Annotated in this window: 12 protein-coding genes; 3 read left to right on the top strand and 9 right to left on the bottom strand. The window is 42.5% G+C overall.

Translation table 11 applies throughout. The features are described from left to right. Positions 1 to 15: 15 nt before the first annotated feature. Entirely contained in the window at positions 16 to 1,200 is a 1,185-nt protein-coding gene (gene devC / locus CDC37_RS16880; RefSeq protein WP_096623390.1) for an ABC transporter permease DevC, read from the bottom strand. A 327-nt stretch (positions 1,201 to 1,527) separates the two neighbouring features. Between devC and CDC37_RS16875 the strand changes: the two genes are divergently transcribed. The 3 genes from CDC37_RS16875 (at position 1,528) to CDC37_RS16865 (ending at position 4,965) form a co-directional block, all read left to right on the top strand. After that, entirely contained in the window at positions 1,528 to 2,142 is a 615-nt protein-coding gene (locus CDC37_RS16875; protein WP_197707019.1) for a LysE family translocator, read from the top strand. A 565-nt stretch (positions 2,143 to 2,707) separates the two neighbouring features. After that, complete coding sequence (locus CDC37_RS16870) at positions 2,708 to 3,538, top strand: RnfABCDGE type electron transport complex subunit D (protein WP_096623386.1); 831 nt, start codon at positions 2,708 to 2,710, stop codon at positions 3,536 to 3,538. A 53-nt stretch (positions 3,539 to 3,591) separates the two neighbouring features. Further along, complete coding sequence (locus CDC37_RS16865; RefSeq protein ID WP_096623384.1) at positions 3,592 to 4,965, top strand: DUF2330 domain-containing protein; 1,374 nt, start codon at positions 3,592 to 3,594, stop codon at positions 4,963 to 4,965. Positions 4,966 to 5,046: 81 nt separating this feature from the next. Here CDC37_RS16865 and CDC37_RS16860 read toward each other — a convergent pair whose 3' ends face one another. From CDC37_RS16860 to CDC37_RS16825, 8 genes are all read right to left on the bottom strand, one after another. Continuing rightward, positions 5,047 to 10,311: a hybrid sensor histidine kinase/response regulator gene (locus tag CDC37_RS16860; protein ID WP_096623382.1), complete on the bottom strand. Its 5,265-nt coding sequence runs from the start codon at positions 10,309 to 10,311 to the stop codon at positions 5,047 to 5,049. Between the two features lie 676 nt (positions 10,312 to 10,987). Next, positions 10,988 to 13,993, bottom strand: a complete 3,006-nt coding sequence (locus tag CDC37_RS16855) for a methyl-accepting chemotaxis protein (RefSeq protein WP_096623380.1) — start codon at positions 13,991 to 13,993, stop codon at positions 10,988 to 10,990. Positions 13,994 to 14,009: 16 nt separating this feature from the next. After that, the gene (locus tag CDC37_RS16850; protein ID WP_096626329.1) at positions 14,010 to 14,588 is read right to left on the bottom strand and encodes a chemotaxis protein CheW; all 579 of its coding nucleotides are present in this window, start codon (positions 14,586 to 14,588) and stop codon (positions 14,010 to 14,012) included. Positions 14,589 to 14,605: 17 nt separating this feature from the next. Then, on the bottom strand, positions 14,606 to 14,971 hold the full coding sequence (locus tag CDC37_RS16845; RefSeq protein ID WP_096623378.1) for a response regulator transcription factor: 366 nt from the start codon (positions 14,969 to 14,971) through the stop codon (positions 14,606 to 14,608). 572 nt (positions 14,972 to 15,543) lie between these two features. Beyond that, positions 15,544 to 16,824 (bottom strand): response regulator, encoded by a 1,281-nt coding sequence (locus CDC37_RS16840; protein ID WP_157780771.1) that lies wholly within the window; start codon positions 16,822 to 16,824, stop codon positions 15,544 to 15,546. Between the two features lie 283 nt (positions 16,825 to 17,107). Then, positions 17,108 to 17,923, bottom strand: a complete 816-nt coding sequence (locus CDC37_RS16835; RefSeq protein WP_231943093.1) for a tetratricopeptide repeat protein — start codon at positions 17,921 to 17,923, stop codon at positions 17,108 to 17,110. 553 nt (positions 17,924 to 18,476) lie between these two features. After that, entirely contained in the window at positions 18,477 to 19,640 is a 1,164-nt protein-coding gene (locus tag CDC37_RS16830; RefSeq protein ID WP_096623374.1) for a transaldolase, read from the bottom strand. Between the two features lie 326 nt (positions 19,641 to 19,966). Then, positions 19,967 to 22,108, bottom strand: a complete 2,142-nt coding sequence (locus CDC37_RS16825; protein WP_096623372.1) for a serine/threonine-protein kinase — start codon at positions 22,106 to 22,108, stop codon at positions 19,967 to 19,969. Positions 22,109 to 22,144: the final 36 nt, after the last annotated feature.

Genomic DNA, 22,144 nt, shown 5'->3' with positions numbered 1-22,144 from the left:
AGTAGGCAAAGAATATCAAAATACATCCGCAGGGTCAGCAGATTGCAACTTCCGCATGGCGATCGCGGCGGAAATTATACACATGAGGATGGTAGCAATTACTACTTGAGTGGCAACTGTTGCCTTCATGGTCAAAGGAATGCGCGTGAGTTGGCCCAGTAAACCGTACATGCCAATGGAGGTAATATATCCGGGTAAAAAGCCGATGATAGCCAGAATAATCCCCTGTTGAAAAACGACCCCTAACAAACTTTGGTCTGTAAATCCCATTGCTTTTAAGGTGGCATACTCCGCTAAATGGTCACTCACATCTGTGTATAAAATTTGATATACAATCACAATCCCCACCACAAAGCCCATAATCGCCCCGAAGTTAAAAATTGTCCCTGCGGGGTGTTCATTTGACCAAAAGGCAATTTCCGATGCTTTAAATTGCTGGCGATTGAAAACCCTGATATCACTGGGTAATCTCGCTTGTAAATTTTTCGCCACCACTTCTGGATTGGCTCCCGGTTTTAGCTTCAATACACCGATATGTACTTGATCGATACTGTTACGTCCAAATAGGCGTATGTAATTTTGGTCACTAGTCACAATATGGCCACGGATAAACATGGTACTTCCTAGGGTGAAAAGTCCACCTACCCGGACACGACGACCAGAAAACTCCGTGGTGACGGTTTCCCCACCCTCAAAAGCTGCGACAACTTGACCTGCGGTGGGTTGGGATTTACGGTCAAATAGGACGACATTTGGTAATTTGATTTTGTCTAACTGCTGATTCAATTCCGGTAAATTAAACACTGGACGCACCGGATTAAAAGCAATGACAGCAACCGGAGCAATTTCTTTTTTCCAAGGATTGACCCAAGCACCAAAGGAGTAGTACAAAGGACTAGCTGTATCCACCCCCTCCACATCCCCAGCTTGGTAGAGGTGAGCAGTGGGAAAACCCTTAGCTTCAAACAGGGTTTTTGTCCGCTTACTGACTAAAACCAGATCCGCATCCAAATGTTCATGTACCAGAGTCGAACCATCAAACAACATTGACTTGAACCCCAGCATCATAAAAATCAAGATATCTGCAAAGGCAATCCCAGAAATTGCCACTAACAAACGTATCTTTTTATGACTTAACTGAGACCAACCCAGAGGAGGTTCCTGGGAAAGTTTCTCCCAAAGATAATTAAATAAACTCATGGGATTTTAGATTTGTATCACGGCTAGCACTTTAATCAAACCCTAAAAATATGAGGAATCTGTGAGGTTAGTTAAAAGGGAATAGGGAATAGTTAACTGGTGACTGTTAAGCATGTTTTCGGAATTATATTTCGGGCATTGCTAAATTTAGGCATGAATTATAATTATCTACATTTTGTATTAAAATCAAAATCACCCTAGAGACCTAGCGATGCTACGTCTCTACACAACGTCAAATTTTCAATTCATATTTATATTTATTTATTTATTTATATTTAGCAACGCCATATTTCCTATCTCCTGTCTCCTAACCACCCCATTCTCCCGATGACATTTACCAACATAGTTGCATTATTTACCGTAATGCTTTTCCTCGCAGCCATCCCTAGTATCAGTGTCTTGACTGTTTCCACTCGTTCTGCGTCCTTGGGATTGATTCACGGTGTTTTTACGACTATTGGTATTGTTATTGGTGATATTTGTTTCATCATCCTTGCCATCGGTGGTTTATCATTTTTAGCCAGTCAATTAGCAAGTTTATTCCTGATTTTGAAATATCTAGGGGGAATTTATCTGATATTCTTGGGAATCAAATTCTGGCGTTTACCAGCTTTGCGGATACAAACCCAATCACCAGATAAATCATCTCTTGTATCCAGCTTGCTGATGGGATTATTAATTACCTTGGGAGATCAAAAAGCCACCCTATTTTACTTGGGTTTTTTCCCAGCTTTTGTGGACATTGCTCAAATCACCCTACTTGATACCATCACCATTATTGCGATCGCCGCAGTTACAGTTGGTGGTGTGAAGTTGACCTATGCATTGATGGCAGATCGGGCTAGACTACTGGTAAATTCCCAATTCAGCACCATCGGGAATAAAATTGCGGCTTGTATCATGATCGGTGTTGGAATATTTTTGGTAATTCGTAATTCGTAATTTAAAGGCTTCTTCACTTATCAAAATGAATGTGGTGGAGTGCTAGTGGTCTGACAAGTTAACGAAATCTTGGTGAAAAAAGGCACGTAGTAGCCCTAGTCTACGACAACCCTGCGGGTATACCTAAATTTCTCACAAGGGAGTGATAAACCTCGAGTAATGGGTTAATTTTCCTACTACTCCCTGCTTCCTACTCACTGAAAGCTTTAGGAGTTTGTGAGAAATCCGGATATAGCGCTTTTATACTAAAGCTTTTTCTCGGTTAGAGCCACTACTACAAACCCTGCATTTTTGGGTTGTTAGACCACTCGGAATCGAAATGGGGGACGGGTGGATTAAGGAATTCGGTCGATATGGGTAAAAGGAAGCAAATAAGTGCGTCGGAAACTGGTTTGTAACAAATTCTGTAACGGAGCTACAGATTCATCTGCAATTTGTTTAGATTAAAACAAAATCGCTCCGCGTAATTCCCCATGAAAACTTAAATAATCTTAAATGAATCAGGTTGCTATTGCGTCATCTTCCAATTCATGGGGTTTTCTCGCTTACTAACTAGATATCAACAATGCAGCTAACTGATGCACGGGACTATCAAATTATTTTCTTGGCTTTGTTTTTGGTTTTGGGAATTGGGACACGGGATTGGACACTGAATCCAGTTTTTATTGTGGTCACGATTATTACTTGTATTTTTACGCAAGTATTTTGTGTTTTGGTTGTAAATCGAAATTTTTTTCATCAACAGGAGGATAATCAATTTTCTTTCCCCCTGAGTTGGGGAGTTCGCAGCGCCTTAATTACTAGTTTAGGATTGAACTTACTCTTGAGGGCTGATTCCCTCCCGACTATCATCCTTGCGAGTGTGAGTGCGATCGCGAGTAAGTTTCTGTTTCGCTTTGGTGATAAACACTTTTTTAACCCGGCTAATTTCGGTATTATTACGGCTTTGATTTGCAGCCAGGATGGTTGGGTATCACCGGGACAATGGGGGGAAGATTGGTGGTATGGTTTGTTGTTTATTGGTTGTGGTGGAATGCTGCTGCAACGTATTGGACGTTGGGATACTTCGGCTGTATTTATGGCGGTATATGCGGGTTTGGAAGCTGTTCGTAATTTGTGGTTGGGTTGGACTTGGGATGTGTATTTCCATAAGTTAGCTAATGGTTCCCTGTTATTATTTGCCCTGTTTATGGTGACTGACCCTCGTTCTATTCCTAACACCACAGAGGGAAGAATTATTTGGGGAGCAATAGTTGCCTTAATTACTTTTTACTTCCGTAATTATTTGTACATTACCACCGCCCCATTTTGGGCTTTGTTTATCCTTGCACCCCTGACTCCCCTAATTGACAAGTTGCTTCCGGGAAATCGATTTACTTGGCAAAGCGGGAGTTAGTTGTCAAAAGTCAATCTATTCCTTCTGTATCCTGTATTCTGAATTCCGTATCTATGAAAATCATCTCATTTTTCCTCGCTTGTCTGCTTTCTCTGTTTTGCTTTATACCACCAGCCTGGGCATTTTGCGGATTTTATGTTTCCAAAGCCGATGCCACACTATATAACCAAGCATCTCAAGTTGCGATCGCTCGTGATGGTGATAAAACCGTGGTGACGATGGCTAATGATTACCAAGGGGAGATCAAAGATTTTGCGATTGTTGTTCCTGTTCCTACAGTTCTGACAAAAGAACAAATTCGCGTCGCGAAACCCCAAATTATCCAACGTTTGGACGCATTTAGCGCACCCCGTTTAGTAGAATACTTTGATGCTAACCCTTGCGAAGAACGGGTATTCTGGGAATCACGACCTCAATTAGCGACATCACCTGTTGCTCCTACTTCCTCATCCCGACCATCAACCCAAAATTTGGGTGTGACGGTGGAAGCTCGTTACAATGTAGGTGAGTACGATATTCTCATTCTCAGTGCGAAAGAATCCGATGGATTAGCAACTTGGCTGCATCAAAATGGTTATAAAATGCCACGTGGTGCAAATACTTTGCTTAAACCCTATATTCGCCAAAAAATGAAATTCTTCGTAGCTAAGGTGAATCTGGAAAAATTTACCACTAACGGTTACGAGTTTTTACGTCCTTTGCAAATAAGTTATGAATCGTCTCAATTCATGTTACCGATTCGCCTGGGGATGATGAATGCCAACCAAGCTCAGGATTTAATTGTATATATTCTTTCACCCCAAGGTCAAGCAGAAGTAACCAACTACCGGACAGTCAAAATCCCTTCCAATCTCAACCTTCCTGTATATATTAAAAGCGAATTTAAAGACTTTTATAAATCCATGTTCCAAACAGTCTATACCAAAGAAGATCGAAAAGTCGCTTTTTTGGAATACGCTTGGGATATGGGTAGTTGTGACCCCTGTTCTGCGGAACCTTTATCACCAGAAGAATTAAAAGAAGCAGGAGTATTTTGGTTAAACCAACCTCCCGTGACTACACCCGGTGGAAATCAAAACTCTTTCCCTTCCTTCCCACCCAACTTCAATCAGAATAACGTATACATTAGCCGTTTACATGTACGTTATACCCGCGATAAATTCCCTGAAGATTTAATCTTTCAAACCACATCGAATCAGGAAAACTTTCAAGGACGTTATATTTTGCAACATCCTTTCACAGGAAAAGTTACATGTGCTGCTGGAAGACGTTACAAACAAACCCTACGTCGTCGCTTTGAACAGGAAGCACAAACCCTAGCGAAATTAACAAATTGGTCTATCAATGATATCCGTAAAAAAATGAAAATTGACCACCAAGTTAGTTTATCCTGGTGGCAGCGATTGTTAGCTTGGTTATTTAGTTAAACTCCAATTTTTAGCAATGCGATCGCGCTGTGACTTCAAGGGAAGCATCCCTAGAAATTTGGATGTTAATACATCTAAACCTCACCCTCCACTTACGAGATTTTCTCCTTTGAGCATCCGGGAAGCAGCTTCCAGGAGAGCTTCCTCCAGATAGGGTTTGGTAAAGTAGCCACTAGCACCTAAACTAATAGCCATTTGTCGGTGTTTATCCGCACCACGGGATGTGAGCATGGCAATGGGGAGATGATTGAGGGTGGGTTCCTTTTGAATGCGTGAAAGTAGCTCTAAACCGTCGCAACGGGGCATTTCAATATCACAGAAAACGATATCGCAGGGGAGTCCCGAACGGAGTTTATCCCAAGCTTCCTGACCATCACGGGCTTGTTCGACTCGATACCCAGCCTTACTGAAGGTGAGGGAAAGTAATTCGCGAACGGTGATGGAGTCATCGACGATGAGGACGGTGGGGTCAATTTTCCCTTCAGTATTTTCCAAGGTATTATTAGTCGGTGGTTCCCAACTAATGGAACTTTGTTTCGAGGTGCGTCCTTGGAAGATATCGATAATTTCCAAAACATCCGCGATCGCCATAATTCTACCATCACCAAGGACGGTGGCTCCAGCAACACCGATGGGTTTGGGAGCAGGTCCTTCAAACTGTTTAATTACGATTTCCTGTTCGCTCAATACCTGGTCAACTTGCAGGGCTAACATCGTATTACCGGAACGAACGACCACCACCGAAATCATGTCATCATCACGGTTTCCTCCGTAGACATTACCGCGGCTTAATTGACGGTTGAGGGTGAGTAATTCCTTCAGGGGTTTAAAAGGTAATTGGCTGTCGCGCCAAATGATAAACTGTTTATTATCGGGGCCAGTTTGGATACTTTTGGCTGGTATATCGAGGGTATCTTCCACCCCATCCATCGGAAAGGCAATGCGAGCGCGGTCAGAAACACAACACAGGGCTTTACAGATACTCAGGGTGAGGGGGAGACGAATTGTAAAGGAAGTGCCCTGATCAATGCGAGAATCGGTGGTAATAGTCCCGCGAATTTCACTAATGCTGGTACGCACCACGTCCATTCCCACACCCCGTCCAGCTAAATCATCAGCTTGATCCTTGGTGCTAAACCCGGAATGGAATAGTAAATCGTATACCTCCATCCGCGACATGTTGGCAGCTTGAGTGGGGGAGATTAGACCGACCTGGAGGGCTTTATTTTTCACTTTTTCTGGGTCGATACCAGCTCCATCATCGGCAACGGAAATCACCGTTTGGTTTCCTTGGTGGAATGCCCGTACCGTAATTATACCCGTTTCCGGTTTCCCTTTAGCTTGTCGTTCTGCGGGTGTTTCAATTCCGTGGGCGATCGCATTATTTAGCATGTGGGTCAAAGGGTCGGTCAAATGTTCTAATATCATTTTGTCGATCAGGGTATCTTGACCTTCAATAACCAATTCCACCTGTTTCCCACATTTAATCGCATTATCCCGAACACCGCGACGCACCCGGTCAGTCACCTGGGAAAAAGGAACCATTCGCGCTCTAGTTAACCCTTCCTGTAACTGGGTAGTAACTTGACGAAATTGTCTTGCAACCCGTTCATTTTCCTCGGTGACAAAATCAATATCGCTTGCAGACTCCCGTACCCGGACGATTAACTCAATCATTTCCTGGGACAAAATATGGAAAGGGGTAAACCGATCCATTTCCAACTCACTAAAACCGCGATCGCTGGAAGAATCTGGGGGTATATTTCCGGATGCATCGGTAGGATTTGGGTTTTCCCGATGGTTTGGGGTATCATGACGATGGCTAAAACTATGGGAACGACTAGCTAATAAGGAAGCCTCCAATAGCGATCGCTCGTACAATTCCTGCATACGCGCTCCCACATCCGATAGTTGCTGCACCTGGTGGAGCAGGTTGTCTAGGGATTGACGCATCCGTTCCTGGTCTTGTTCGAGGGTATTACGGTTGACAACTAATTCCCCGACCAAGTTGCTTAAATCGTCCAGGTGTTTGACTGGAACTTTCATCAGCTGTTCAAACCGGACACTACGACGGGGAGGTGTACGTTGGGGAATCGGTACGTTTGCTGGGATGGAAGAGGAACCCATTAATTGATCCGCATCTACCAACATCCGTTCTAACTCGCTAAATTCGTCGCTGAGTGTATCTTTGGATGGGGTTGGTGGTGGTGCTGGTTCTAGTAGCTGTTCTAAAGCTGCAAATTCCGAATTTAGAACCGTGTCTGGATGTTCCTGGGTATCTGGTTTGGTTTCTAGCAAAGCATCAAGTTCTGCAAATGCATCAGCTGTTTTGCTGTCTGTTTGTAAGTCTGTAGCAGGATTGGTAGAGGATGGGATTTCCTTGAGCATGTCGTCCAATGCTGCAAATTCCCTATCTGTATTATTTTCCGTATTATCTAAAGTTTGATTGAGGTTATCTAGTTCTAAGGGAGGTGGGACTGGGTTATTTGCAACAGGTTCACATGAAAGTTCCCCAGTATTTAAGCTATTTAATTGATTTTCTGACTGATTTTCCTCTTCATTGTCCCTAGTCGGGAATTCTGAATTTAGGTTACTATCTTGAATATTATTGGCGAGTTCAGTTGTCCTCTGGAAATCTGGTGGGGTATTTACGGTTTCCTTGGGGGATGGGTGAGGTTGACTAAATTCCTGGGTGAGGAAATTCTCCCCTAAATCCTGGTTAGTCAGGGGAAGTTCTTCAGGGAAATTATCTGCTAAATTTGCTGTTGGCGAAATGGAGGCAAAAATATCATCATTTTGGTCACTATCTGCGGCAAATAATTCACCCAAAAAGGGATTTTCATCAATCTCTAAATCTAAGTTGAAAATATCATCATTATCATTGCTTATTAAATTATCTAGATTGGTGATATTTGCAGATACATCGGTAAATTCATCTCTGCTACCGCCATCTAGTTCCGGTAAATCTAATTCTGTAGTTGCTGGATTTTGAATGGCAAAATTATCAGAATCATTGGTAAATTCGGGGGGAAATTCCAGAGTTTCTGGCGATTGAGCATGGATGTTTGGCGAACTTTCCGGAGGATGATAATCAACAGCTTCAACTGGTGTGAATTCGGCAAAAATATCATCATCAACTCCTTGGTCATCCAAGTTATTTAAATTTAAACCTATTACCAATTCCTGATTTAAATCTAAATCATCATGGTGCAAATCATGACCATTGACAAATTCTGGAACCGAATTATTTAATTGCTTATCCCCCGTAGCTGCAAATAAACTTGCTTCTAAAGCTTTCCCAATATCATCCGTCTCCCCATCCAGATTCTGACTTGTATTCTGGGAAGAAGCATCCGTACTTTCTGCTAATTCTTGAGACCAAAACGCTTCAAATTCATCTGCATTCGTATCTAAAAAGCTACTAGTTGTTAGTTCCCCATCAGACGAAAGTTCAAATAAACTATCTAACTCCGTATCCACACTTCCTAGCTGAGTATCACTGACCCCATCTAGTTCAGAAAGAAAATCATTCTCCTCCCCATTTATATCCCCATTCTCCAAATCATTAACAGAGGATTGATCTAAACCTTCAGTCAAGTTACTATCAGCAAGGGGGAACAATACGGTTCTTTCATGGTCATTTGTTTTATCTATTTGATCTATTTGCTCGATTTCACCCGAACCATTCGTATCACCTGCTGTCCCTAACTGACTATCCTCACTTTCTTCCTCCTCAAAATCTTGATCCAGGAAATCCCCAAATAACTGAACAACAGTCATTTCCTCACGACTAACAGGTTGACGAGTCCGAATGCTAGTTATATCTTCAACCTGCAATAAATCGTGGACTTCGCTATCGATATAGCTGTCAGTTTTGTCTCCACTATCTTGATTGTCCCCACTACCGTGTAATTCATCCCTAACAGTCTGACCATCCCAACTTTCCTCCAACTCCGGTGTATCGTCCTTAAACAACTCATCTAATTCGGTTAATTCCTCAACACCGACTTCTGGTCCATCCAGGTCTAAAGTCGCAACCGAATTTTCCTGGGAGTCTTGACTGACTGGATGTAATTCATCATCATTGACCTGACCGGATAACTGGGACAAATCCTCAATCGTATCTATTAAACCAACATCAACAGGAACATTGTTGACATTTTCGTATTCCCCAATCTCCGAGACAAAAGGTATTTCCGCAGATGTTTCCCCAACCTGTTCTTCTTCTACAAATGCCAAACTATCCAGTTCAGTTAAACTAGTAACTTCATCATGATTGCTAAAACCTTCCACCTCACCTTGATTATCAGCAAAATCCAACTCCGTTAAACTACTAACTTCCTCACCCGGACTGGAAGTATCAATTTTATTATCATCCGCCAAATCTAACTCCGTTAAATTACTACTTTCATCCTCCGGATGAGAAGTATTAGTTTCATCAGCAACTGCTTCCGAAATCTTCGCAGAATTTTCCCCAGGTGCTGACAAATCAAACAAATCAGCATCAAGTTCCAACAACTCAATTTCCGGAACTTCCACTAGTGCAGCTAACTGGGGACTAATGACAATATCGCGATCGCGTCCTGCCATTACCAATTCTAAAGCCTGCTTAATTTCCGTGATAATAATTTTTGCTAAGTGTAAATAGGTATGGTCAGGGTTAATTACAGCACTTGCAGCCGCATTACACAAATCACACCAGTTAGTTAAATTTAACTTATCACCACTGACAACCAAGCGATCGCAATAGGTTTTGAGTTCCTGACGATTTTCGGGTGTAGCAGGCTGCTTAAATATCTGCAACATATCCCGTAGGGTTTGTAGTACCTGGGTTTGTAACTGCTCGTTGGTAATTTGGGGTGGGGTGGGTTTGGGGGAAACGGGTTGGGGTCGAGGTGCATCCGTTTCCAATTTTCCACCCTGTTGGAGAACCAATTCCTCTAGGTGTTCATGTAACCAACCAAACACAGGTTCAGTTTCCGACATTAGGGTATTGGCGATTTCCTCGGTCAATCCAAAGGGACTGCTTAAATGTTCCAATAATGCCTTGAGGGTATCGGAAACCCCTAAAAAGAGGGATTCTAATTTTTGGTCAACTTGAATAGGGTTTTCCTTCAGAACTTTAAAACAATCTTCTAGTCGGTGGGAAGTGCGTTGAATGCTTTCTAAACCTAGCATAGCTGCACCCCCTTTAATTGAGTGAGCAGCTCGAAATACCTCATTAATCATCTCTGGGTCATTGAGGGTATTTTGCAGGTTTAATAGACCCTGTTCAATGGTGTTGAGATGGTCTCTAGCTTCTTCAATAAAGTAACCTAAAATGCGTTGTTGTTGTTCTGATAACATAATACTAAATTTATTGGTTTTAGGAGTAGGGAATGGATATTTGGGAGACAGAATACAGGATTAAATTCGGGAATATTTTTTATTTGTTTTCTGCTATCCACTTGATTTTTGTATAGGTAATTAGAGGAAAGTTGATGCTTGTTAGATAATTTTGGAGACAAAAAATAAATATAAATTTGGGTTTAAGCTGGTTATGAAAATTATGATATAAAACAGTAATTTGGACACTTGGTGATTAATTAAAGAAATCTCAATTAAATAAAAAGTAATTTGAAAATAACCATTTATTTAATTGACTTTCAGAAACAATCTCCCTAGGACTTACGCAATTATGACGCTAAAACAAGACCTTGAGATTGCTACGCAAGCAAGAAGCCGCTGCGCGTCTACCCAACGACCCTACAGTCGATCCATTACGCAAAGAATTACAATGAAGTAACTGCTCCCGTAATTGCGTAAGTCCTGCTCCAATGAGATTAAATAAACATAGTATAAATAAAATAGCCAAAACCTCCACCAAATTCTCTGTGACACCTGATATTTGAGACCAATTAAACAAGATATGCTAGATTAATTAGACTAGCCCAGAATCTGAGAAAAATCATCATTCAAAATCCAAAATCCATAGACGCACGTAGTGCGGATCGACCGAAGAGTAATCCAAAATCATCACACCTCATCTTGTTTCCGCCGTTTCCACTCGGAAACGTTCCACCGATGCAATCAAATCGCGGGAGACACCAACCAGATTTTGTAGTGCCCCCGATACCCGTTGAGCTTCCTGGGAAGTTTCCTGGGCAGTTAACTCCACCGATTGCATCACCTGGGCAACCGCACGGGAGGTTTCCGTTTGATCCACCGTATCAGCCGTAATAGAGCAAACCAGAATATCGATGCGTTTAGCAACCTGAATAATATTGTCAAGCGATCGCTTGGCTTCCTCCGCCAATTTTGTACCTTTAATAACCTGCTGTGTTCCCTCCTCCATTGCAGTCATCACCGAACCAGTTTCACTTTGAATCTGCATCACAATCTGCTCAATTTCCTTCAAGGATTTAGCAGACTTATCCGCTAACTGTCGCACCTCATCCGCAACGATAGCAAATCCCCGTCCCGCTTCTCCCGCTCTTGCTGCCTCAATACTGGCGTTTAAAGCTAGCAAGTTAGTCCGGGAAGCAATCTGGGAAATCAAGGCAACAATTTTCGAGATTTCCTGGGATGACTCCGCTAGACGCTTAACTTTACGGGTGGTTTCCGCCACAGTTTCCCGAATCTCTAAAATTCCCGCCACCGTATTTTCCACAGCTTCACCCCCCTTGACGGCAATATCGCTAGCATCACGGGCGACAATTTCCGCTTCCCGCGCTGCTTCTGCCACCCGTTGGATGGAATCCGTCATAATTTGTACCGAATTGAGGGTGACGGCTAATTCCTCAGCTTGTCGCAAAGCATCACTGGATAAAGCACGGGCAAAGGTTTCCGAATTAGTCGCGCCTTTAGTTACTTCCCGAGCTGCTACTTTTACCTGTTGGACAATATCCCGCAGGTTTTGAATCGTTAAATTAAAGGCATCGGCAACCGCTCCTAAAACATCGGCGGTAACTTCTGCTTGTACCGTTAAATCTCCCCTAGCTGCACCTTCCACATCGTCCAGCAAACGAATTACCTGGCGTTGTAAATTTTCCTTCGCTTCCTCCTGTTCGTGGGCTTTGCGGGTAGCCTCACTAGTTGTTGTTAAAATTACCCGGGCCATTTCGTTAAATCCAGCCGCCAACTGGCCAAATTCATCTTCGGAATAGACGGTGGCTTGGACATTTAAATTACCTTGACGAACTAAATCAAATTGGGTTTGTAAGTCCTTAGTAGTGCGGCGAATTTGTCGAAAAGTCAAACTACCCATGACCCCCGCCGTTGCTCCACCAGCAATCCCTGCGGCCAAAGCCATTGCCCAGCCTGTATTACGCACTACAGCCCGTTGTTGGGGAGGCGAAAAATTACTCACACCGTAACTAACTAAAGCTGCCATCACCATTGAGGCAATACCGACAGCACCAGCCATAAACCAGTGTTTCTGATCTAGGGAAGCATTTTCTAAAAGTGCAAATACGCCTTGCTCACCACTGACTTGGGGTTGAACCCGGCTGATATCCGGTTGGGAAAAAATCGGCACAGCATCGTGGGGGGATGTAATACTGAACAATTCCTCATCCCTGGGGGTAGAACTTCCCACTCCATCTGTGTGTCCTAATTTGGATTTGCTTTGGGTATTTTCTGTGGATTTACTGGTAGAACTGGTACGATAGCCTGTACTATGGAGAGAAGCTGATTGTAAATCGGGCTGATGGAACAATTGCCCAGAATTTAACTGGGAGTCGGCTTCGTAGGAACTACTAGATAAATCAAATCCAGGAATATTCCCCAGGTCGTCAAATTCGTCAAAATCGTCCAGGAATTCGATATTGTTTTGATTGTCGATGGAGGTAGTTGGGGGTGGGGTTGCACCCATACTACCCTCGCTTAAATCCTGACTCGGAGAATTATCATTGTCACTGAAATTGCCAAAACTGGAATTATCTAAACCAAATGCCGATTCAAAGGCTTCAAAATCAAAAGCATCGTCGCTGGTGACGTGACCGTTGTTAGCGCTGGTTGAATTGGCGGATGGGGTAGTACTTGCCGACATTTCAATGCTAAAGGTGGAGAATTCGCCGGGGGATTTGCGTCCACCCGTCACCGATTCCGGCATATCTGTGGATGTATCGCTAGCATAATTACTATTCCCCATAATTGTGGAATTGGGGGGGACATTATTCAAAAGAGTTTCGTCATCCAGACTATCCCCTAATGTCTGGAAATTAAAACTTAAATCCCGACGATTGCTAGTGTCAGCCTGACTATCGCCATCGGTATCGCTAAAAAATGCTGATGGTAACTCTAACTCACCCATTGAGTCATCTTCATCCGTCGGTGCATCCGTTTCCGGGGATGGCGTTGCTGATAGGGGTTGAAAGGGAGAATCGGTCGGTATGCTGCTGACATCTGCCCCATCTGGATGATTCGCATCTTGCCAAAAGGGAGGTAATTCCCCATCCTCTGGCGAATCCTCTCCATCCAGGGTACCAGGAGAAACCGTAAACGGGTTATCACCACTACCTAAATTAAATTGGGTATTTGCCGAAGCCGCAAATATCGTCGTATCACTTGGTGCATCAAACGGGGTCTCCATTGACCCATCTCCAGTCGCTTCTGGGGAAATTGCCGCACCTAGCGAACTTAAATCAAAACTACTATTAATTTCCGATAGGGAAGGTAAATCATCATCCTCGGCAAACAAAGAGATCGATTCCCCAGATGCGATCGCGCCTTCTGGTAACATTGTATCCGTATCGACTTCGTAAGCATTGGCTTGGTACTGGCTGACATTATCCAGACCGTTTTTGGCAAAACTCATAATTTCCGGGTCATCGGTTAAATCTAAAACCCGTTGATATTCGCTTTTGGCAATATCATATTTCTGCAAAACATAATAAATATGACCCCGTAACAAATGGGTATTCGGGTCATCAGGTATATTTGCCACCACCGTATCAATTAAACTGGCGGCTTCTTGATAATTCTGCTGGGCGTAGGCTGTTAACGCCTGCTGATAAACTTGTGTAAAATCTTCTATACTTGCTGCCATTTTCTCTCTCCGTATTTCATCCTACCCATCGGGCACTGCGTAAAATTGCGGTTTGGTCTAATAGCCGCAAACATTGGGAAACTTGCTGGGGTGGTGATTCTCCCTTTGAACTGGTTTTTCCCTGGGTATTGTCTCGATTTAGCCTCCACTCACCCCGCAAAAACGGAGCCATCGTATCGGGAACGTTACTCGGTGGTACTAAATTTTGCATATCCAACCAATCCATCCCGCCAATTTCATCCACAGCTAAACCAACAATTGTATCCTGCTCCTCAATGGCAATTACGGGTATCTCCGCTCGATCTGTATTTAGTGAGGTTGGTTCCCCCAAAAATTGTCCTAAATCGGCAACCCAAATTACCCGTCCTCGTAAATTGAGAGTACCCAACAGTAAAGGAGATGCATTTGGTATTGGTGTAATCCGGTCAGGACTAAGTTCAATTACCTCCCGAATCCCGGTAGCTAATAGGGCAAATTCCTGGTGGGAGGGAATCAAGAATCTTAAGTGTAATTCACCTTCAGGACTTTCGACCTGAAATTCGGGACGAAATTGTTCTTCACCACTACCGGGGAAAAAATCTGGTTGAGTCACCATCATCTCCATGTACCTCATCATCCACGCAGCAGTTGTTTCACAGTACCAACTAATTCCGTTGGTTGGAATGGTTTGGCAATATAAGCATCCGCACCTTGTTTCATTCCCCAGTAACGATCAAATTCTTCGCCCTTTGACGAACACATGACCACCGGGACATTTTGAGTTTTTGGGTCAGATTTCAGCCGACGACAAACTTCGTAACCATTCATCCTCGGCATGACAATATCAAGTACCACTAAATCTGGAGGTGCGGTTAAAATTGCTTCTAACGCTTCGACTCCATCACTTGCATGTGTCACCGTTAATCCACTCGCTTTCAGGAGGTCGGTAATCATCTCCCTTTGGGCGATACTATCTTCCACAATCAGCACTGTACTCATAAATGCTTATCTACCTCCTGATGTAGATGTCCCATCTGGACATTCCCTGATTTCCCCGCCAGCATTTTGTGCATTTAATGTATAAATTAATTTTATTAGTTGACTTTTTGATACTTAACCCGTATTTCTCACGAATCTCTTGAATATCGAGAGGGAGTTGGGAGTGATGAGTGGGGAATTAGGTAAAATCCGTTACTCAACACTTGCTATTTGCTCGTGGCAATCCAGGTTACGCAATCATTACAAATAGGGCGTTAGGATTACTACCTTACCTATCAATGACGTAAATAAACCTCGTCCATAATCAAAACAGGAGTTTTCGTCATGGCGACGGTAGCAATCTCATAATCGCGACTAGGAACTACGGTTTTCAAACTGGATAGGGTTTAGTTAGTCTGTGGATAAGTTTTGTTTTTTTAAACAGTTATCAGTTATGAGCTATTAGTATCAGATGATGTAATCAAGACTGATAGCCATTCAATGCAGCCTGCTCCCGTGAGCCTACCCATTTATACTGTTTACTGTTAATACAAGGTTTATGTCACCACTGATTGATTCTGTGATAACATTTTTTACTTTATATTGACCGCAATCGACAAGTGTTGGTTTTGCTGGACATGGTTATGAACATGATGGTTAAGGTGTTTTTCAATTAACATAATCAATTCACTGTCCTGACAGGGTATAGATAAAAAATCCGTGGCTCCAGAGCTTTGAGCGCGGACACGATTAATATACCCATCTTCGGGGCAAAGTATAATAATGGGAACAAATTTAAATGTTTGGGAGTAGCGTAGCATCCCACAAAGGTCATAAATTTTATCATCACAAACACTGACGTGTAACAGTATGAAATTTGGCTGGATATCGAATAATCGCAGGAGGGAATCACTGGAATTCGGAATTGCGATCGCCTGATAACCTTTGGCTAGGAGGATTGATTGCAGAGATTCTGGTATGGGTTCACCCAAGCATAGTACACGACGGGATGGTTGGTCATGATGGGACGGGAAATTGGCAGATAATTGATAGGAGGATGGGGGAAGCAGTTGTACAAATCCCTGTTGAACGTAGGGATAAATCGCCTTCCCCACCACAAGGATATCGCGATGTAGCATTCGCGACAAACGACGGAGGGATGTTTTACCATCAGCCCATCGTTGCAATTTTTGGACTGTATTAGCTGGTAAGGAAGCTCGAACCCGTTCTGGATTCCGCAGTTGGGGTAACTGCTGGGGTGATTGAATATGGGGAAATAACAGTTGCCAATTGCGTAGTTGCTGATTCATCTCTTGGATGAGGGGAGTAATTTCCCAAGCGTCTAATTTCGGTGTTAATTTTATTCCTTCCTGAAAAACAAACTTTCCCCCCCTAATATCCAATAACTCAAAAATTGTTTCCCGAATCAACCCTGTTAAAATGGTTCGGGCTTGGTTTGTATTGATGATATCTTGGTTCAACAACATCCACAAATTCTCATATTCGGGTGCGTTGAAGGGAAAATCATCTTGCCAAGTAGATGCTGACTGGATGATGGGTGATGGTAGCTTAACTCGATAGTGACGCAAATAATCATCTAAACGGGAATGACTGCTATTTACTGACCCATGAAAATCAGTAGCGTAAATTATTTCACCGCGATCGCAAAATATCAACCATGAGAGATGGGATATTTGCCTAGGGGTATTTATTAGTAGCCGATATTGCCGTAAGTTAATTGAACGCTGACGGGAATTAGGCTCTAAATCGGCTTCTATATACAATAATCCCGTACGTTGACCTAATTCGATTAATTGCAGAATGCTACAAATATCTATCTCATTCAAATTTCCCTGCATTGATTTTTCCGGCACTCCTTCCATCCCCGTAATGTCCTGTGTTCATTGTGCCCATCTATTCATCAAGGATTAACTTTTTGGCGAAAAAAACCGGAAAAAAGGCGATTACAGTACAGACGACCCGACGGGTCGTCTGTACAGGGAGTAGGGAGTAGTTTTCCTGGATTTCTCACGAGTAATATCGATTCTCTTTTACTTTGAAATAAATGAAACTAGAATAATCAACGGTTATAGCTCCTGATATCTAGCAACCATTAGCGTAAATGATAATACTCCCCCCACTCCCAACTCACTTTATTTACTTTAATAAAGCTTGAAATTTGGGGTGGTTGCGGATTTGATGGAAATCACCGTCAGTTTGGGCGAGTTGAGTATATTTACCAGGTGCTAATTGTATCGCTTTTTGCAGGTTGGTGATGGCCTGTTCTGGTTGATTTTGCAAGGCATAGGCACAGGCTTTATTGTAGTAGGCTAAATCTTGATTGGGTTTGATGTGAATGGCTTGGTCGTAAGCTGCGATCGCCTGTTGATATTTTTGGATTTTCGCGAGGGCAATACCTTTATTAATCCAAGCTTCGTGCTTTTGAGGTTGAATCTTGATTGCTTGTGTGTAGGATGCGATCGCTTGGTGGTATTGTTGGAGAGAACTCAAGGCATTGCCCCGATTATACCAGGCTTCTTCCATTTGGGGATTGTACTTGATGGCTGTTTCGTAGGATGCGATCGCTTTTTCGTATTGCCGTAAGGCTGTAAGTGCGTTGCCGTGATTCACCCATACCCGATCATAGTCTGGTTTAATTGCTAGGGCGCGATTATATAATTCTATGGCCTCTGAATATTTTTGAGCTTGTAATAAATCATTTCCCTGCTCAAATAAAACTTTTGCGGTTTGTTTTTGTTTGGTTTCGTTAATTAATTGGGATACATTCGACTTTTGTACTACTTCCTTGGTGTCGCTTTTTGGATAATTATCTCCCTCTGTACAACCAATAATTAATAGTACAATCTGTCCAAGGCATAAAGCTTTCCTGAATAGGTTTTGGGGTATCAATCCTTTCCATCTGATTCTGTCAGTTAAAAGGCGGTTATTATCACTGATTTTTATTATCTTCATACTTCGATCCTAAAACTGGTGGGTAAATAGGAAAAGTATGAATAACTACGGTTTATTGTAATTTTAAGAAAACTTGATGGAAAGTATTTTTAAAGAATACAGGAGACGAAATAGGCTAATAGAACTTGAGTACTCCTACGAAGAAGCTTGCTACGACGGTTTCAAATAACCCCTCTTGAATCCCCTTATATAGTTTACGCTAATCCTTGCTACATATCAGGGGCTGTAGCCGTTGATTATTTTAGTTTCATTTATTTCAAAGTACAAGATAATCGATATTACAACAACTGGGAAAGGCTTTGGAAACATTGATTTTTAGTTACAACAACGGATTTTCCCGTCCCTCTCCGTAATATCGGAGAGGGATTGGGGTGAGGTTCATCGAAGCTAAGTTGTACTAGTACTCCATGTCATTAATTTTAATGGGTAAAAAAAGGCACGTGGTAGCGCTAGTCTATGACAACCCTGCGGGTATAGGGCCTTTATATTAAAGCTTTTTTGGAGCTAAAGCTACTACTACAAACCCCTGAGAATCAACGTGTTCGAGTGTAACTTAATGTAAAACGACTCCAAAACCTGCATTCATTTCATCGGGGGTAATTTTACCATCTTTATCAGTATCTAGGGCATCAAAAACCGCATCCGTACCCATCCACTCTTCCCTGGTAATATAACCGTCACCATCCAAATCATAAACGTGGAAAATATCTTCTGTGGCATGATGAATAATACTTTCACCACTCAACTTAGCCAGGCGTTTTGCTAACAAAGACTCCAGATTTTCTAAAGCCTTTGTAAACCCCTTAATACCTTCATCAAGTTTTGCCGATGCCATTTCATCCTGTGCGTGCATAGTCGCAAATACAGATGCATCCATCGCAATTTTGCTGATATCCATTTTTTGGGCTTGATTCCCATCTAATTTTCTTGGTAGCTCTTCAACGGTTGCTGCTAATTCTCCTAATAAACTGGGGGAAATTGTTAATAAATCGCAACCTGCTAACTCACGAATTTCCGAAATATTGCGAAAACTTGCACCCATTACCTCGGTCTGATAACCAAATTTTTTGTAATAGTTATAAATCTTAGTCACCGACTGAACACCAGGGTCATCTGCACCCACATATTCCCGTTGATATTTTTGTTTGTACCAATCCAAAATTCGACCGACAAAGGGGGATATCAAAGTTACACCAGCTTCTGCACAGGCGATCGCTTGATGTAAACCAAATAGTAAGGTCAAGTTACAATGGATACCCTCCTTTTCCAATTGGGAAGCAGCTTGAATACCTTCCCAGGTGGAAGCGATTTTAATTAAAATGCGATCGCGGTTAATTCCGGCTTTTTCGTATTCGGAAATTAAATAGCGGGCCTTTTCCACAGTTCCATTGGTATCATAGGACAAACGGGCATCCACTTCCGTCGAAACCCGTCCGGGAATAATTTCTAAAATTCTCTTCCCAAACGCAACCGCTAACCGTTCAAAGGCTAAGGTGACAACATCTCCATCCTTTGCACCCGAACCCGCATCGGCTTTAGCTTGTTTCAGGGTTTCATCCACAATTTCCTGATATTGTGGCATTTGTGCAGCCGCAGTAATCAAGGAAGGATTAGTAGTTGCATCCTGCGGTTTAAACTGCTCAATCGCTTGAATATCTCCTGTATCAGCCACTACAACGGTCATTTCCCGTAGCTGTTCTAGTAAATTCCTAGTCATAGCGTTCCCCAAAGGATTTTAATTAATTATGTTCACTACCAGTATCGAAAATTTCTGATGCGTATACTATGACCTTCAGTATTAATTTAGCTTAATTCAAAAATTGCAATTTGGGTGGACGTTGCTGAATTGGGACAGTAGAGACGACCCGACGGGTCGTCTCTAAAAAACCGACTCACCAACCCCTCTCCAGAATGGAGAGGGGCAGAAAATTCATAGTTTTCAATCGTTCGATGAACCTCACCCCAAGGAAGAGAGCTTTGGAGAGGGATTCTTTGAGCGCTGTCGAATTCACGCTAATCCAAAATCTAAAATCCAAAATCCCATCACGGTGAAACCCGCCAAATTTTAATTGTGCCATCCTTGCTACCACTGGCTAGAATTTTGCCGTCGGGACTAAAGGCGATCGCATCTACCCGGTCTGTATGTCCGGTGAGGGTACGTATTTCTTCTCCATTGAAGGGATTCCAGAGTTTAATACTATCATCGCTACCACCACTGGCTAACATGGTGGCATTCATGCTGTAAACCACCGACCAAACCGTACCTTGGTGACCTGTAAGGGTGCGAATTTCAGTTCCGTTGGCAATATTCCAGATTTTAACGGTATTGTCGCTACTTGCACTCGCTAGGGTTTTACCATCGGGACTAAAAGCCACATGCATGACATTATCTCCATGTCCTCGGAGTGTGCGAACTTCTTCACCTGTAAAGGGATTCCATAATTTGATGGTGCGATCGCTACTACTGGTGGCGAAAATTTTCCCATCGGGACTAAAAGCAATTGACAACACCCGGTCTGTATGTCCGTGAAAGGTGCGAATTTCCTCCCCCGTACTCAGGTTCCATAGTTTAATAGTGGTATCGTAGCTGGTACTAGCTAAAACTCGGTTATCGGGGGAAAATGCGACATCACTGACAGTTCCCGTATGACCGCGAAATACTCGTAATTCCCGACCCGTAATCGGATTCCACAGCTTGACGGTTTGGTCGCTACTTGCACTCGCTAAGGTTTTCCCGTCAGGACTAAAACTGATATGGTTAATCGTCTGGTCATGACCCGGAAAAGCTTGCATTCGTTGACCTGTATCTAAATTCCATAAAATAATATTGCGATCGCGGTTAGCGCTAGCCAAAATATTGGCATCGCCACTAATTGCTACGGATATTACCCCCCCGGAACCTGTAGACAGGGTTTGTTGGAGAAACATGCTACTTGGCAAACTGCGAATCAAAAAACTTGGTGGGGAAGGAAATACACGATACCGCACATAACCATAGATTTGCGAACCAATCACACTCACTAAAATCACCAATCCACTAATAATTAGGGTTTGTATTAATTGGTGCTGACCTAAAGACTGAATAAAATTTAATTGTTGCAGTTGACCATTGAAGGGGAAAGAAAATAACTTTAACCGATTTTGGGAGGATTTGGAAAGCGATGAGTTAGAAGCAGAGGGTAGGGGAAGTTGAGGGGTAGCTTGCAAAGAAATGGCAATATTTTCTAAATCTTCTAATACCTCATCGCTACAGACATAACGTTCCTGAATATCTTTTTTGAGTAATTTATCCAGAATATACCCAAATTCTTGACTAACTGGATATTTTAAATAGTTACGCCAATTATGAACCCAACCATAACCATACTCAGCCCATAATTGAAAGGGAGAAATACCACTCATCAAATGGAAACAAGTGGCTCCTAAACTAAATAAATCACTACTGGGATAGGCTTCCCCTCCATTAATTTGTTCAATCGGACTGTAACCAAAGGAACCGATTGTCGTTCCTGGTTTCGTTTGTACCGTCGCTGTTAATTGTTTAGAAGCACCAAAATCAATTAATACTAATTCGCTGCTATTATTAGCTTGATTATTCACCAGAGAATACCGCCCATAAGCCTGTCCAGGTGGTTTACTACCACGGGAAACATTGAGAAGAGAGCGACGCATGATATTTTGCGGTTTTATATCACGATGAATAACTCCCCGGTCATGGATAAACTTTAAGAGGGGAAGAACATCAACTAATACCTGATGGATTTTTACTTCATCAAAGCAACCATATTTTTGTAACTCTCGAAACAAATTTTCCCCTTCAATAAATTCTTGCACTAGATACAAATACCCATCGTATTCAAAATAAGCTAAAAGAGTAGGAATTTGTGGATGTTGACCCAATTCTTGCAAGCGTTTAGCTTCTTCCTTAAATAATTCAATTGCTTTGTTTAAAGCCCAAGTACCCTGCACCTTTGGTGCTAATTGCTTAACCACACAGTTCTCATTTAATTTATCAACATCATGAGCAAGATAGGTTCGACCAAATCCTCCCTCATCAGACAGTACTTCTGTAACACGATAATGTCCACGTAAAAGAGGAGTCAGAGGAGCGCTGCAACTCTGACAGTATTGATTTCCGTCAGGATTTATGGGATGTTGGCAATCGGGATTAAGGCAGCAAATCATCTTGGCAACAGAGGTGACGGTATGGCCATAATCATA

Source organism: Calothrix sp. NIES-3974, from assembly GCF_002368395.1.
In the GTDB taxonomy this organism is placed as follows: Bacteria; Cyanobacteriota; Cyanobacteriia; order Cyanobacteriales; family Nostocaceae; genus NIES-3974.
This window is presented reverse-complemented; position numbering and strand designations above follow the sequence as displayed.